This is a genomic window from Streptomyces reniochalinae (genome assembly GCF_003323735.1).
In the GTDB taxonomy this organism is placed as follows: Bacteria; Actinomycetota; Actinomycetes; order Streptomycetales; family Streptomycetaceae; genus Streptomyces; species Streptomyces reniochalinae.
The window spans coordinates 133,994-147,169 of record NZ_QOIM01000028.1 but is presented as its reverse complement, the minus strand read 5'-3'; the positions used below and the strand labels follow the sequence as shown (position 1 = coordinate 147,169).

The following is a 13,176-nucleotide window of genomic DNA, read 5'->3' as shown; positions in this document are numbered from 1 at the left end:
CCTCGACGGGCGGCTCTCCCTGACGCCCGTTACTGAGCGCTCACGCCCGCGTGGAGCGATTTGTTCAACGGCTTCCGCGCCAGCAGCAGCGCCCCGCCCAGGACGGCGGCGGACGTCGCGACGATGGTGAAGTAGGCGGTACTCGGGATCGCGGCGAAGAGCTGGCCGAGCAGGCCGGACAGCGACGACCCGAGCGCCAGGGTGAGGAAGTTCAGCCCGACCATCTGAGCCCGGAACGTCGCCGGCCCGATCTTCGTCGCCAACGCCAGTCCGATCGGCCCGACGAAGACCTCGGACGACCCGGCGAGCGCCATGAAGGCCAGGATGAGGAACAGCGGGATCGTCCCGTTCCCCGTCACGGTCGACACGAGGAGGATGAAGAAGTAGGCGACGCCGATCTGTATGAGCCCGATCGCGAACTTCGCCGCAGGACCCGGCTGGCGTGGCCCGAGACGCCCCCACAGGCGCGCGACGAGCGGCGTGATGAGCACGGCGGAGAGCGGGCTGACCGTGGTGATCCACGCGACGGGGAACGACCACCCCCCGATGTCGAGGTCGACCCGGTCGGTGATGAGGATCGAGATCGCCGTGAACTTCTGGAAGAGGAAACCGAAGTAGACGCCGGAGAGCAGGAACAGCGGCAGGTAGGCGCTCACCCGCCTCTTCTCGTCACTGGTCACCTTGGTCGAGCAGAGGATGACGGCGAAGTATCCGGCCGCGGCGACGAGGGCGACGAGCGTGACGACGCTCGACAGGTTCTCCGCCGTGAGCCATCCGGCCAGCGAGCCGGCCACGACGACGGCGAGCGCGGCGAGCGTGCAGCCGATCGGGGCGACGAGCTTGCCGCGGGGCAGCGGGTTGTTCACCTGTCCCGCCCGCTCGGGCAGCTTCTTCAACGAGAGCGCGTACTGGATGATGGCGGCCAGCATGCCGATCGCGGCGAGCCCGAAGCCGTAGTGGAAGCCCCATTGGTTCTGCGCGAAACCGGTGCTCAGCGGCCCGATGACGGCGCCGACGTTGATCGCCATGTAGAAGTAGGAGAACCCGGCGTCACGCTTGGCATCGGACTGGCCGTCCAGCAGGAAGCCGACGATCGAGGTGATGTTGGTCTTGAGGGCGCCCGTGCCGAGGATGATGAGGACCAGGCCGACGCCGAGGCCGGTCGGCCCGGGCCAGGCGGCGAGCAGGACGTGCCCGCAGGCGATGATGACGCCGCCCCACAGCACCACCCACTTCGGGCTGACGAGCCGGTCACCGATCCAGGCGCCGACGAGCTGCGCGAGGTAGACGGCGCCGCCGTAGGCACCGACGATGCCCGCCGACGCGGAGGCCCCGAGGTCCAGTCCGCCCTTGTCGAGCGAGTAGAGGAGATAGAACGAGAGGATGCCCTGGAGGCCGTAGAAGGAGAAGCGCTCCCACAGTTCCGTGAACGCCATGCTCCAGATCGAGCGGGGCACGGCACGGGACGCGTTCGGGGCGGCGAGCCGCGGTCGCGGCGGTGTCACTGTCATGGTGTCGTCCTGGAAGTCGGGTTACTCGTGGAGCCCTGCCAGCCGTGAGCCGAAGCGGGCGATGAGCGAGGTCCGCTCGGCGCGACGCGACTGCTCCCAGCTGTCTGCGGCCTCGAACAGCCGGTACATCGCGTGGACGCCGAGCCAGCGCACCGGCTCCGGCTCCCAGAGCCCGGAGTCGTGGTCGTTCCACGGCAGTTCGGTCCGGAAGGTCGTCCTGCCCTCGGCGCGGTCGAGGAGCGTGCGGGCGGCCAGCTGGGTCGCCGTCACCCCGTGCCCGGCATAGCCGCGGGCGACGCCGATGCGCTGGTGCGGGTCGAAGTAGATGCCAGCGCACCAGTCGCGGGTGACGCCGATGACACCGCGCCAGGCGTGGGCGATCGGCATGTCGTACCCAGGGAAGAGCGCCCCCAGCTTGTGCCGCAGCTGCGCGACGGTCCGCTCGTCGACGGCGCCGCTGCCCGGTGTGCCCGAGTTGAAGGCGTAGGGGGACCCGCGGCCGCCGATCGCGATGCGCCCGTCGACGGTGCGCTGGGCGTAGACGAAGGTGTGCGCGGAATCGCTGAGGCACTCCCGGCCTTCCCAGCCGATGCGCGCCCACGTCTCCTCCGGCAGCTGCTCGGTGACGATGATCGACGAGTTCACTGGGATCACCTGGCGGGCGCCGAGGCCGGGTGCGTCCCCGCCGACCGTGCCCGAGTACGCCTCGAGGCAGGAAAGGACGGTCGTGCCGCGCACCGCACCGCGGTTCGTCACGGCGGAACCCGCGCCGATGCGGCTGACCCGCGCGTTCTCGCAGATCCGCACGCCGCGGGCGGCGACGACTGCGGCGAGTCCCCGGGTGAGCAGTGCGGGATCGACCGCGGTCGTGCGCTCGTAGAAGATGCCGCCGACCGCGCTGTCGACGTTGACGCGGGCCCGCGTCTCGGCGGCGGAGAGAAGCCGCACGTCGTCCGTCGAGTACCCGTAGGTGAGGTCGCCCTGGTAGGTCGCGCGGATGCGCTCCATGCCGGCCGGTGTCTGCGCGACCTTGAGATTGCCGCCCTGCGCCTGGTGGGCGTCGATACCCTCGGCATCCAGCACGGCCAGAGTCTCGTCGATCGCTGTGAACATGGCCTGCTGGAAGGCGCGCACGGCTTCGAGCCCGCCGCCCCGGCCGGCGGCGACGGACTTGGCGTAGACGGCCCTGTTCCCTGGGATGAGGGTCGAGAGCCAGCCTCCGTTCCGGCCGCTCGCGCCGTAGCCGACCTCTTCGGCCTCCAAAACGGTGATCGCCCAGTCGGGATGGTCGAGTGAGGCGTAGTAGGCCGCCCACAGCCCGGTGAGTCCGCCGCCGACGATGACGAGGTCCTGGTTCCCGGTCGGCAGCGCGGCCGGCGTGGGCCTGGTGGCGCTGCCGCCTGCGGTTGGGCCGGCCTCAGGTGCCTCTGCCGCCCCTGCGGCCTTCGCGGCCTCTGCGGCTTCGCTGGGCGCGGTAGCGCCCGGGCGGTCGGAGTTCCGCATCCAGTGCGAGACCTCGCCGTTGCGATACGTGGTCATACCTGTCTCCTCGACGGTTGCCGGATTACTGGTGTCCCGGTCGGACGGACCGCGGCGGCGCGGGCACTGCCGGGGCATGGCGGCGCGGCCGGGCGGTGCCGGGGCCGTGGCGGCGTCTTGCGCGTCGGAGACATCGCGCCTCGACGGCAGGCGGGAGGGGGGAAGGGAGGTCAGTAGGTCGTTCGAAGGGATCCGGGGGAAATCGGGGGCAGGGGGAGAACTCAGTAGGTAGGAGGGGACATCGCCCAGAGGACGCGCGCGTCCTCGGTGCCCGTGCTCTCGACCACGCGGTGCGGTTGGCTGCTGCGGTAGTGGATCGAGTCGAAGGTCGACAGGGCGTGGTTCTCGCCGTCGATCGTGACCTCGACCTCGCCGGTGATGACGAGGAGAACCTCCTCGGAATCGCCGTGCGTGTAGGGCTCGACGCCCGTCGACCCGCCCGGTCCGAAGTGGCCGAGGAGGAGTTCGAGGTGGTCGAAGTGTGCGGGCGTCAGCTTGATCTTCGAGGCACCCTCGCCGAAGGCCACGCCCTTGGCGTCGCGGAACCGCAGCACGGGCCGCACCGAGGACTCGGCCTGCGCGAAGAGGTCTCCGACGTTGAGACGGAGCACCGCGCAGATCCGCTGCAAAGTCAGCACACTCGCGTTCGAACGGCCGCGCTCGATCGAGGAGAGATGGCCCTCGGTGACCTCGGCTCGGGCAGCGACGTCGCTGAGGGTGAGTTGCAGGGCGCGTCGGCGGCTGCGCAGGCGCTCGCCCGGAGTCCGGGCCGTGACGGGGTCTGTGCTCACGGCGGAGAAGCTAACCGAGTTTGAGTACCACCACAATAGGTTGGCCCACGGCATAGAAAACTTTACTGTGCGAGGTCAGAGGGCTACTCGGTCCCGAAGACGGGCGGCTCGACGCGAGGGAAACTCACCCGCGCCGACGTGGCGCCGAGCAACTGACCCGCGTCGAAGAGGCGTTGTCCGGATCCGGCTGCCCTGCGCCACGGTCACCGCACTCTGCACAAGACGCTCTCTTGGAACAGCGCCGCAGAACGGAAAACGCGCCCGCGCAGGACGCGCGGAGCCACGGAGGGGCGGCACGTGCTTCGTCGTGCCCTTGTGGGGGCTTCCTCCCATGAGCATCGGCCTCGGCCTTTCCATCGGCGGCTTCGCCCGCGCCGCGATCGAGCGGGTCGGCAGGTTCGGTGACGGCTTCCCTCCACCACGCCGCTCCGCAGGCGCCACGACACATGAGCCGTCATGGACGCGTAAGCCGCAATGGACGCGTGAACCGTAGGGCCGGCACGGAGACAGCGGCGCCTCGGGGAGCGGTGCGCACACACCGTTAGGGTGACTCGTTGTGGACGCGGGCTTGAGGAAAGAGATGGTCGACGTTCCGCCGGGGCGGGTGACGCTGTCGGATCGGCGGACGCAGCGCAGTTGGTCGCTCGAGGTCGCACCGTTTCGGATGTCGGCGTTCCCGGTCACCCAGTTGTTGTACGTACAGGTCACCGGTCGGCGGCCGAGTACGGGCCAGGGCGACCGGCTGCCCGTCGAGGGCGTCTCGTGGTGGGACGCGGTCCGCTTCTGCAACGCGTTGTCCCGGCGGGAGGGCCTGACGCCGACGTACCGCCTCGGCGACGACAACGTGGCCGAGTGGGACGCCTCCGCCGACGGGTACCGACTGCCGACGGAGGCCGAGTGGGAGCACGCCTGTCGTGCGGGCACCACGGGCCCGCGATACGGCCGGCTGGACGACATCGCCTGGTACCGCGTGACCTCGGAAGAGCGCATTCACCCCGTTGGCGGCAAGCAGCCCAACCCGTGGGGCCTGTACGACATGCTGGGCAACGCGTGGGACTGGTGCTGGGACGTCTACGACGCCGAGGTGTACGGCAGCTACCGGGTACTCCGTGGCGGTGGCTGGTCCGACGAGCACTGGAGCTGCCGGGCCTCCGTGCGGCGGCGCAGTCACCCGACCTTCCGCATCGACGACGTCAGCTTCCGCCTCGCTCGCTCCAGGTCGACGTCGAACGGGTGACTGCCGGGCCGGGCGACCCGTACAGCGCTCGCCCGCGGCGCCCGTCGGGAGGCGCACGCTCCACCACGACAGGGCGGGCAGTCCGCTTTACAGTGGATTCGAGTACAAAGCAGCTGGTATGCCCTTCTTGTTGCTGACGCCCGTCCCAGGGACAGCGAGGCCGCGTGATGAACGAAGAGCAGCGTGACGACGACGCCAGGTACGTCGATGACGAGGACGACCGATTCCGGGATGAGGGGGACGCGGGAGACCAGGAACCGCAGGAGGGGGAGCTCCTTCCCGCCGGTGAGGACGCCGGCCAGGGCCCGGACGTCCTGCTCGACGTCCCTCAGCTCGAGGTCGACGAGATCCACCTCGACGTCGAGGACCTGCGCGCCCGCGTCTCGCTCCAGGCGGAGGTTCTCGATCTGCTCAAGCTCAACGTCGGCGCCGACGTCGACCTCGGACGGGTCCAGCTGGAGATCAAGGGCGTCGAGGCCCAGGCGCTGCTGAAGGTACGGCTGGACAACGTCGCGCGGATCATCGACCGGGTGCTGCGCAGCGTCGACAAGAACCCGCAGATCCTGGAGGCGGTCACCCGGGGTGTGGGGGCCGCGGCCCAGGAACTCGGCGGCGGGGCCCGGCAAGCGGTCGGCGAGCTGGGACACGGAGCCGGCGAAGCCACCAAGAGCGTCGGTGCCGGCGCAGGCAACGCCGTTCAGGACGTGGGCGGCGGCGCCGGAGACGCCGTGCGGGACGTCGGCGGCGGCGCCGGAGACGCCGTTCAGGATGTGGGTGCGGGTGCCGGCGGAGCCGTGCAAGACGCGGGCGCGGGTGCCGGCGAGGCCATCCAGGACGTGGGCCAGGGCGCACGCGAGTCAGCGGAGGTCGTGGGCGAGGAGGCAGGGGACGCGGTCGGCAAGGCGACGCGAGGAGACGTGGTCGGCAAGGCGACGCGAGGCGGCGAGGAGACCGCACGGCAGCCGGACGCGTCCACCGGTTCCGCGTCCGACGGCAAGGAGGACTCCGGCAGACGAACGGAGCGTCGCGCCAAGCGCACGGCCTCCAAGCGCACGGCCGAGCGCGGCGACGGCGAACGCAGGCGGGAGCCGCCATGAACAGCACGCTCGGCAGACGTACGACAGCGTGAGCAGGCGCCGGACATCTCGCTCACCTCCTCGGTGCGGGCAGACAGCCTGCGCTTCCAGGACGAGCCGCAGACGCGGGTGACGTTCCACGGGTCGCCAGGTCGCCGGTCCACCTCGCGCAGCGTACGGAGGAACCTGCCCGAACGCGTGAACGCGGGTGTCGAGTACCGCGATGTCGACGTCGACTACGTCCTCGCCACCGGGCTCGCGTGCGACACGGAGGCCGCTGGGGTCCTCGACGACCACGCGGACGCAGCCGATGAGCGCGAGGCGGCCGATGAGCGCGAGGCGGCCGATGAGCGCGAGGCGGCCGATGAGCGGGGCGCCGACCGGCGCCGGGGTGGGCCGCACACCTCCTGACGAGGCGCACCCCGCCGGCGAACTACTTCGTCAGGTGGTCCCGCACGCAGGCGAAGGTCTCCTGGGCGGTCCTGGTCCCCACGTTCACGGTGAGGACCTGCCACGGGGTCCTGGCGAGGAGACGGAGGGTCAGGTCGGCCTCGGCGTGGAGGTGTGCGGCGGCCGAGGGCAGGTCGTGGACTGTCCGGGTGCCGGGGGAAGCGGCGAGTTTGCGCACGTACCAGTCGGCCCAGGTCTCTCCCTCGCGCTGTACCGCGCGGCGCAGTGCCCGCGTCGGATCGTCGTGGACGTACACGACGGTGACCTGGGCCGCGGGCTCCAGGGCCCGCACCAGCTCGCCCATCACGCGGGAGAGAGTCCGCTCCTGGTGACCCCATGCCACGAGGGAGGGGATGAACGGTACGAGGGCGTCGGTCACCGCGTAGTCCGTGCCTTGCGCCACCATCTCGTCGACGTAGGCGCGAGTGCACTCGATCAGGGTCTCAGGACGGACTGCGGCTTCCCCACCGGCGAACTCCTCGGCCACCGGCCGGAACGCCGCCCGCGTGAGGATGTCGGCCTCCTCGAAGTGATCGACGGACGCGCCGGTTCCGGCAAGCCACTCCGCGACCGCGCGGCACAGCGTGGATTTGCCGACGCCAGGGCTGCTGCCGATGACCGAGACGACATGAACAGACATGACGGCAGTCTCGCAGCCTCACACGCATGCGGTCTCTTGTGGCGACTGGCGATCCGTAAGAGAGTGCACCGCCCCTTCGCTTGCCGGATGATGCTCACGGACAGACGCGTGTCCGCCTGCCAGAAGGAGTTGTTCATGTCGATCCGCCGGGCCATGCCCGACATCAGGTCAGAGGCCATGGAGGAGAGCCGTGACTTCTACGGGCTCCTGGGGTTCGAGGAGGTCATGAACCTCGGCTGGGTCATGACGCTCGCCTCTCCGTCCAACCCCACCGCGCAGGTCACCTTCATGAGCCACGACGAGTCCGCGCCCGTCGTCCCCGACATGAGTGTCGAGGTGGACGATGTGGAGGCGGTCTACGCGGCGGTGTGTGGCAGCGGCGCGGAGATCGTTCACCCCTTGCAGGACGAGGAGTGGGGAGTGCGGCGGTTCTTCGTCCGCGATCCCAACGGCCGGGTGGTCAACGTGCTGGGCCACCGATGACACCGATGACACGCCGCTGACGCACGCCTTTCGCGGTTGCGTCGGCCGGCGCGTTCTCGGGCGCTCCGTAGGGAACGGTCCGGTCTCCCACAGCCCGCAGGCGCGAAGTCGGTTCGCTCTGGTCGGCTCGGGCGGCTTGGTCGCACGCGGGGGTCGCCTCGGGCGGTCACGGCGGTCGCGGAGTGCGGCCGACTTCCGGAGCGGTCTCGGCAAGCCACGCGGCGAGCTTCTCGACAGTGGTACGGCACCCCCCGCACCCCGTGGCGGCGCGGGTGGTGGCGGCCAGTTCCTGCGGAGTGTGCGCGCCCTCGTGCCAGGCCGAGCGCAGCACGCCCTTGGTGACACTGTTGCAGCGGCATACCATCGCGCGGTCGGGCATCGCCTCGGGGCCGTCCGCCGTCTCGGGCGGCAGGGCACGGCCGAGCAGGAGAGCGAGCCGGTCGGAGGGGGCGGGCGCTCCCCTGTCGTAGAGCTGGACGAGGCCGGCTGCGGCGTCGGGTACGCCGAGAAGGATGGCGCCGGTCACCCGGTCACCGTGCAGCACCAGTTTGGCGTAGCGGTCCCGGGCCGGGTCCTCGATCCGCAGCACCTCGGGGCCGCCGTCGTCCGCCGTTCCCTCGTCCTCCACGAACGGGTCGCCGAGGCAGGTCAGTTCGATGCCGGCTGCCTTCAGCCGGGTCACCCGTGGAGTGCCCAGGTAGCGGGCTGTGTCGTTCTCACCGGTCAACCGGGCGGCGAGTACGGCCGCCTGTTCCCAGCCGGGTTGCACGAGTCCCGGATCGGCGTCGGCGCAGTCACCCAGCGCGTGAATGGCCGGGTCGGAGGTGGTGAGGGCTTCGTCGACGGCGATCCCGCCCGGTCCGACGGCCAGTCCGCAGGTCTCGGCGAGCGTCGTCTCGGCTCTGGCTCCGGTACACAGCAGCAGTCCGGCGGCGGGCAGCACGGTGCCGTCCGCCAGATGCAGTCCCACTCCTGCCTCCCAGCGCACCGCCGCGGTCCCGAGTCGCTGTTCGATACCGAGTCGGCGCAGGGCCCGGCTGAGTATCCGCCCGGCCTGTGGGTCCAGTTGCTGGTCCATCAGGTGCGGTGTGGCGTGGACGACCGTCACGGCGACCCCGCGCGCTGCCAGCGCCCGGGCCGCCTCCAGGCCGAGGACGCCTCCACCCAGTACCGCGATCCGTGCCCCGCGTGCGCACGCCTGGTGCGCGAGAGCGAGCAGCCGGCGCGCATCGGCGAGGGTGCGCAGCACGGTGACGTCATGGGCGAGTGCCCCGGTACGCGTCGGTGCGGTGGGAGCGTCGTCGGCTCCCGTACCCGGCGCGTCGAGGTGCAGGCCCGGCAGGGGCGGCAGGACGGCGCGGGCGCCGGTGGCCAGCACCAGCCTGTCGTAGGGCAGGCGGCGCCCGTCGGCCAGCAGGACGGTGCGCGCCGCGCGGTCCACCGCGGTGACGGTGGATCCGGTGCTGAACGGGCCGTGGACCGAGATCTCCCCCGCGACGGGCGGATCAGGCAGGTGCGAAGGGCCGAGCGGGCCCGGCGCCACGTCGTCCTCGGTCAGTGCTCCGCACAGCAGTCCCGGCAGCAGTACCCGGTTGTAGCCGCCCACCGGCTCGGCTCCCACCACGGTCAGCCGCACCCGAGCGCCCAGGGGGTCACGGCGCAGTACCTCCTCCGACAGCCGCGACCCGACCATCCCGTTGCCGACCACCACCACACGCTGCACCCGGCTCACTCCCCCTCCTTCGGCGCGTTCGCGTCGGCGCGCTCCAGCCGTACCGCGCTCACTTTGAACTCCGGCATGCGGCTCACCGGGTCGAGCGCCGGGTTGGTCAGCACGTTGGCGGCACCGGTCCCCGGGAAGTGGAAGGGGAGGAAGACGGTGTCGGGCCGCATGCTCGCCACGTACCGGGTCCGGGCGAGGACGGTCCCGCGCCGGGAGACCACCCGTGCTTCCTCTCCGTCCGCGAGCCCCGCACGGCGCGCCGTGTCGGGGTGCACCTCGACGTACGCCTGAGGTGCCGCCGCCCGCAACGCGGGCACCCTGCGGGTCTGCGCCCCGGACTGGTAGTGCTCCAGCTGCCGGCCCGTGGTCGCGTACAAGGGATGCTCGGCATCGGGCAGTTCCGCCGCCTCCCGGTACTCCACCGGCAGGAACCGCGCCCGCCCGTCGGCATGCGCGAACCGGTCGAGAAAGAGCCGCGGGGTCCCGAGGGCCGCCGCGGGCCCGCCGGGCCGGGTACCGGCCCCGGTGGCGCTCCGGGCCGGCCAGTACACGGGCGCGTCGTCGTCCAGGAGCCGGGGCTCGACGCCCGCGTAGTCGGCCACTCCGCCCGCTGACGCCCGGCGGAGCTCCGCGAACACCGGCGCCGGATCGGGCGGGAACTCCTCACCGGACCGGCCGAGGCGGACGGCGAGGCCGTGGAGGACCTCCAGGTCGGTACGGACGCCGGGCGGCGGAGCCTTTGCCGCGCGTCTGCGCAGGACGCGGCCCTCCAGGTTGGTCATGGTGCCCGACTCCTCGGCCCACATCGCCACGGGCAGTACGACGTCGGCGAGTTCGGTGGTCTCCGAGCGGACGAAGTCCGCGACGACAAGGAAGTCCAGCCCCCGCAGCCTTTCGATGACGCGGCGCGAACGCGGGGCCGAGACGGCCGGGTTGGAGCCCATCACGAGCAGGGCCGCGGGGCCGTCCTGCGTGCCGAGCGCGTCCAGCAGCTCCCAGGCGCTGCGCCCGGCCCCGGGAATCTCCTCCTCCCGCACGCCCCATACGCGGGCGAGGTGCTCGCGCCCGGCGCGGTCCTCGATGTGCCGGTAGCCGGGCAGTTGGTCGGACTTTTGGCCGTGCTCGCGGCCGCCTTGGCCGTTGCCCTGCCCGGTCAGGCAGCCGTACCCGGAACCTGGCGTGCCGGGCAGCCCGAGGGCGAGGGCGAGGTCGATCCAGGCGGCGACCGTGTCGACCCCCTTGCTGTGCTGCTCGGCACCGCGCCCGGTGAGGATGTGGGCGCGGCGGGCGCCGGCCAGTACGGCGGCGGCCCGCCGCAGGTCGGCTGCGGCGACACCGGTCAGCCGCTCGGTGCGCTCGGGCCACCAGCGCGCGGCACATTTGCGTACGGCCTCCCAGCCCGTGGTGCGGTCCCTGCGGTAGGCGACCCGGCCCGGGGTGTCCAGGTGGCCTTCGACCAGGGCGACGTGCAACAGGCCGAGCGCGAGGGCCAGGTCGGTGCCGGGGGTGGGTGCCAGGTGCAGTCCGCCGGCGTCGAGCGCCGTCTGGGCGGTCGCCGTGCGGCGCGGGTCGACGACGATGAGGCGGGCGGGGTCGAAGTGCCCCATCAGCGGAGGCATCGTCTCCGCGGGGTTGGCACCGACGAGGACGACGGCCTCGGAGTCGTCCAGATCCGTCGCGGGGAACGGCAGGCCGCGGTCGAGTCCGAAGGCCCGGTTGCCCGCCGCGGCCGCGGAGGACATGCAGAAGCGGCCGTTGTAGTCGATCTGCGAGGTCCCCAGCGCCACCCGGGCGAACTTGCCGAGCGCGTACGCCTTCTCGTTCGTCAGGCCGCCGCTGCCGAAGACGGCGACGGAGTCGGGGCCGCGGGTGGCGCGCAGCTCGGCGAAGCGCCGCGTCACATGGGCCAGAGCCTCGTCCCAGCCCGCCTCGCGGAGCGGGGCGTCCTTGCCGTCCCTGATCAGCGGAGTGGTGAGGCGCTCGGGCGAGGTCAGCAGTTCGGCGGAGGTCCAGCCCTTCTGGCACAGTCCACCGCGGTTGGTGGGGAAGTCGCGGGGAGCGACGGTGAGCTGACCGGTATCAGGGGCGGGGGTGAGGAACATGGCGCACTGGAGAGCACAGTACGGGCAGTGGGTGGCGGTCTCTCCGGTCACGACCGCACCTCCCGTCCGGCGGCGCCGGGCGTGGGCTCTTCCGGCGGTTCGGCAGCTGTGGGCACGTGGCGGGAGCCGGATCGGCGGGGACGCCGCAGGTAAGCGGCCCAGGTGGCGGCCGCGCACAGTCCGTAGAAGGCGAGAAAGGCGAAGAGGGCCGCGCGGGCGTCGCCCGTCGTCCGGTACGACTCACGGAAGGCGAGATTGATCCCGACGCCGCCGAGCGCCCCCACCGCTCCCGAGACGGCGATCACCGCTCCGGTCAACCGCCGTGCCTCCGCCCGCGCCTCCCCCGGATCGAGGCCCGCCTCGACGGCGTCGGCCGCCCGCGCGGCATACCGGGCGGGGATCATCTTGTACGTCGACCCGTTGCCCAGCCCGGTGAGGACGAACAGCGCGACGAAGACGGCGACGAAGCCGGTGAAGGACCCGGCGGCGGAGGCGGCCAGCGAGCCGGCGGCCCCGGCGGCCAGGGCGAGGAAGGTAGAGGCGGTGACCCGCGCCCCGCCGAACCGGTCGGCCAGGCGCCCGCCCAGCGGACGCGTCAGCGACCCCAGCAGCGGTCCGAGGAAGGTGAAGGCGGCGGCCTGCACCGGGCTCTTGCCGAACTCGTTCTGCAGGACGAGTCCGAAGGCGAAGCCGAAGCCGATGAAGGAGCCGAAAGTCCCCACATACAGCAGCGAGAGGAGCCAGCAGTGGCGGTCCCGCAGCGCGCAGCGGTAGGCACCGTAGTCGGTCGGGGCGGCGGGGAGGTTGTCCATGTACCGGTGTGCGAGCAGCGCGGCGAGTAACAGCGCCGGTATGAAGAGCAGGGGCAGCGCCTCCGGGTGAGCGGCACCGGCGGTGGCCAGGAGGAGCAGCCCGAGCAACTGCACGGTGGCGACTCCCAGGTTGCCGCCTCCGGCGTTGAGCCCGAGCGCCCAGCCCTTTTCCCGCTCGGGGAAGAACCGGTTGATGTTCACCATGGACGAGGCGAAGTTGCCCCCTCCCAGCCCGGCCGCCGCGGCGCACAGCAACACCGCCCACAACGGCGTGTGGGGAAAGCGCACCAGCACGGCGGCGGCCACGACGGGCAGCAGCAGCACCAGCGCCGAGCACACCGTCCACGTGCGCCCGCCGAAGCGGGTGACCGCGAACCCGTACGGCAGTCGCAGCACCGCTCCCACCAGTGAGACCACCGACACCAGCAGGAACTTCTCGTCAGGCGACAGCGCGTACCCGTGCGCGGGCGTCAGGAACAGCACGAGCACCGACCACAGGCTCCACACCGCGAACCCGATGTGCTCGGCGTAGACGGACAACCACAGGTTCCGCCGTGCGGTGCGCCGCCCCCCGCGCTCCCACAGCTGCGGGTCCTCGGGATCCCAGCGGCTGATCCGTTCTGCCCTCACGTCGCCTCCAGCCAGACCTCGGGCACATGAGACTACGTGCCGCTTGTTTCGCCGCCGTATCCGGCTGCGGCGGCGGCCCCGGTGTACCCGCGGCCGCCGCCGTCCGCAGCCCCATGACCGGCCACCAACTAAGGCGAGGTTTACCTAACCTTTCCTGAAGTGCTAGCTTGCTGCCGTCCCGG

The 13,176-nt window shown here is 71.7% G+C and carries 11 protein-coding genes; 4 read left to right on the top strand and 7 right to left on the bottom strand.

Annotation, left to right across the window (positions count from 1 at the left end):
* Positions 1 to 29 precede the first annotated feature (29 nt).
* From DQ392_RS10085 to DQ392_RS10075, 3 genes are all read right to left on the bottom strand, one after another.
* Positions 30 to 1,511 carry a peptide MFS transporter gene (locus DQ392_RS10085; protein WP_114015198.1) on the bottom strand — a complete coding sequence of 494 codons (1,482 nt, stop codon included), beginning with the start codon at positions 1,509 to 1,511 and terminating at the stop codon, positions 30 to 32.
* A 21-nt stretch (positions 1,512 to 1,532) separates the two neighbouring features.
* Complete coding sequence (locus DQ392_RS10080; RefSeq protein WP_114015197.1) at positions 1,533 to 3,050, bottom strand: NAD(P)/FAD-dependent oxidoreductase; 1,518 nt, start codon at positions 3,048 to 3,050, stop codon at positions 1,533 to 1,535.
* Positions 3,051 to 3,271: 221 nt separating this feature from the next.
* Entirely contained in the window at positions 3,272 to 3,841 is a 570-nt protein-coding gene (locus DQ392_RS10075; RefSeq protein ID WP_245981299.1) for a helix-turn-helix domain-containing protein, read from the bottom strand.
* 580 nt (positions 3,842 to 4,421) lie between these two features.
* Between DQ392_RS10075 and DQ392_RS10070 the strand changes: the two genes are divergently transcribed.
* The 3 genes from DQ392_RS10070 to DQ392_RS10060 all read left to right on the top strand — a co-directional run bounded on the left by DQ392_RS10070 (position 4,422) and on the right by DQ392_RS10060 (position 6,565).
* Positions 4,422 to 5,078: a formylglycine-generating enzyme family protein gene (locus tag DQ392_RS10070; RefSeq protein WP_114015322.1), complete on the top strand. Its 657-nt coding sequence runs from the start codon at positions 4,422 to 4,424 to the stop codon at positions 5,076 to 5,078.
* Between the two features lie 167 nt (positions 5,079 to 5,245).
* Entirely contained in the window at positions 5,246 to 6,175 is a 930-nt protein-coding gene (locus tag DQ392_RS34405; protein ID WP_181856360.1) for a TrbL/VirB6 family protein, read from the top strand.
* Between the two features lie 63 nt (positions 6,176 to 6,238).
* The gene (locus DQ392_RS10060; protein ID WP_114015195.1) at positions 6,239 to 6,565 is read left to right on the top strand and encodes a hypothetical protein; all 327 of its coding nucleotides are present in this window, start codon (positions 6,239 to 6,241) and stop codon (positions 6,563 to 6,565) included.
* Between the two features lie 22 nt (positions 6,566 to 6,587).
* Here DQ392_RS10060 and DQ392_RS10055 read toward each other — a convergent pair whose 3' ends face one another.
* On the bottom strand, positions 6,588 to 7,244 hold the full coding sequence (locus DQ392_RS10055; protein ID WP_114015194.1) for a hypothetical protein: 657 nt from the start codon (positions 7,242 to 7,244) through the stop codon (positions 6,588 to 6,590).
* A gap of 135 nt (positions 7,245 to 7,379) precedes the next feature.
* On the opposite strand from DQ392_RS10055, the gene DQ392_RS10050 reads away from it, so the two are divergent.
* Complete coding sequence (locus DQ392_RS10050) at positions 7,380 to 7,727, top strand: VOC family protein (protein ID WP_114015321.1); 348 nt, start codon at positions 7,380 to 7,382, stop codon at positions 7,725 to 7,727.
* A gap of 166 nt (positions 7,728 to 7,893) precedes the next feature.
* Here the strand turns inward: DQ392_RS10050 and DQ392_RS10045 are convergent, their stop codons facing one another.
* The 3 genes from DQ392_RS10045 to DQ392_RS10035 are packed head-to-tail and all read right to left on the bottom strand — an operon-like array spanning position 7,894 to position 12,994.
* Positions 7,894 to 9,459 carry an FAD-dependent oxidoreductase gene (locus DQ392_RS10045; RefSeq protein ID WP_220182609.1) on the bottom strand — a complete coding sequence of 522 codons (1,566 nt, stop codon included), beginning with the start codon at positions 9,457 to 9,459 and terminating at the stop codon, positions 7,894 to 7,896.
* Complete coding sequence (locus DQ392_RS10040; protein WP_114015319.1) at positions 9,456 to 11,552, bottom strand: molybdopterin oxidoreductase family protein; 2,097 nt, start codon at positions 11,550 to 11,552, stop codon at positions 9,456 to 9,458. Before DQ392_RS10040 ends, DQ392_RS10045 begins: the two co-directional genes overlap by 4 nt.
* Before the next feature lie 47 nt (positions 11,553 to 11,599).
* The gene (locus DQ392_RS10035) at positions 11,600 to 12,994 is read right to left on the bottom strand and encodes an MFS transporter (protein WP_245981297.1); all 1,395 of its coding nucleotides are present in this window, start codon (positions 12,992 to 12,994) and stop codon (positions 11,600 to 11,602) included.
* Between the last annotated feature and the right edge of the window lie 182 nt (positions 12,995 to 13,176).

Coding starts and splice junctions, on each gene's coding strand:
- DQ392_RS10085 (WP_114015198.1), bottom strand. CDS start 1,511: ATGACAGTGACACCGCCGCGACCGCGGCTCGCCGCCCCGAACGCGTCC.
- DQ392_RS10080 (WP_114015197.1), bottom strand. CDS start 3,050: ATGACCACGTATCGCAACGGCGAGGTCTCGCACTGGATGCGGAACTCC.
- DQ392_RS10070 (WP_114015322.1), top strand. CDS start 4,422: ATGGTCGACGTTCCGCCGGGGCGGGTGACGCTGTCGGATCGGCGGACG.
- DQ392_RS34405 (WP_181856360.1), top strand. CDS start 5,246: ATGAACGAAGAGCAGCGTGACGACGACGCCAGGTACGTCGATGACGAG.
- DQ392_RS10055 (WP_114015194.1), bottom strand. CDS start 7,244: ATGTCTGTTCATGTCGTCTCGGTCATCGGCAGCAGCCCTGGCGTCGGC.
- DQ392_RS10050 (WP_114015321.1), top strand. CDS start 7,380: ATGTCGATCCGCCGGGCCATGCCCGACATCAGGTCAGAGGCCATGGAG.
- DQ392_RS10040 (WP_114015319.1), bottom strand. CDS start 11,552: ATGTTCCTCACCCCCGCCCCTGATACCGGTCAGCTCACCGTCGCTCCC.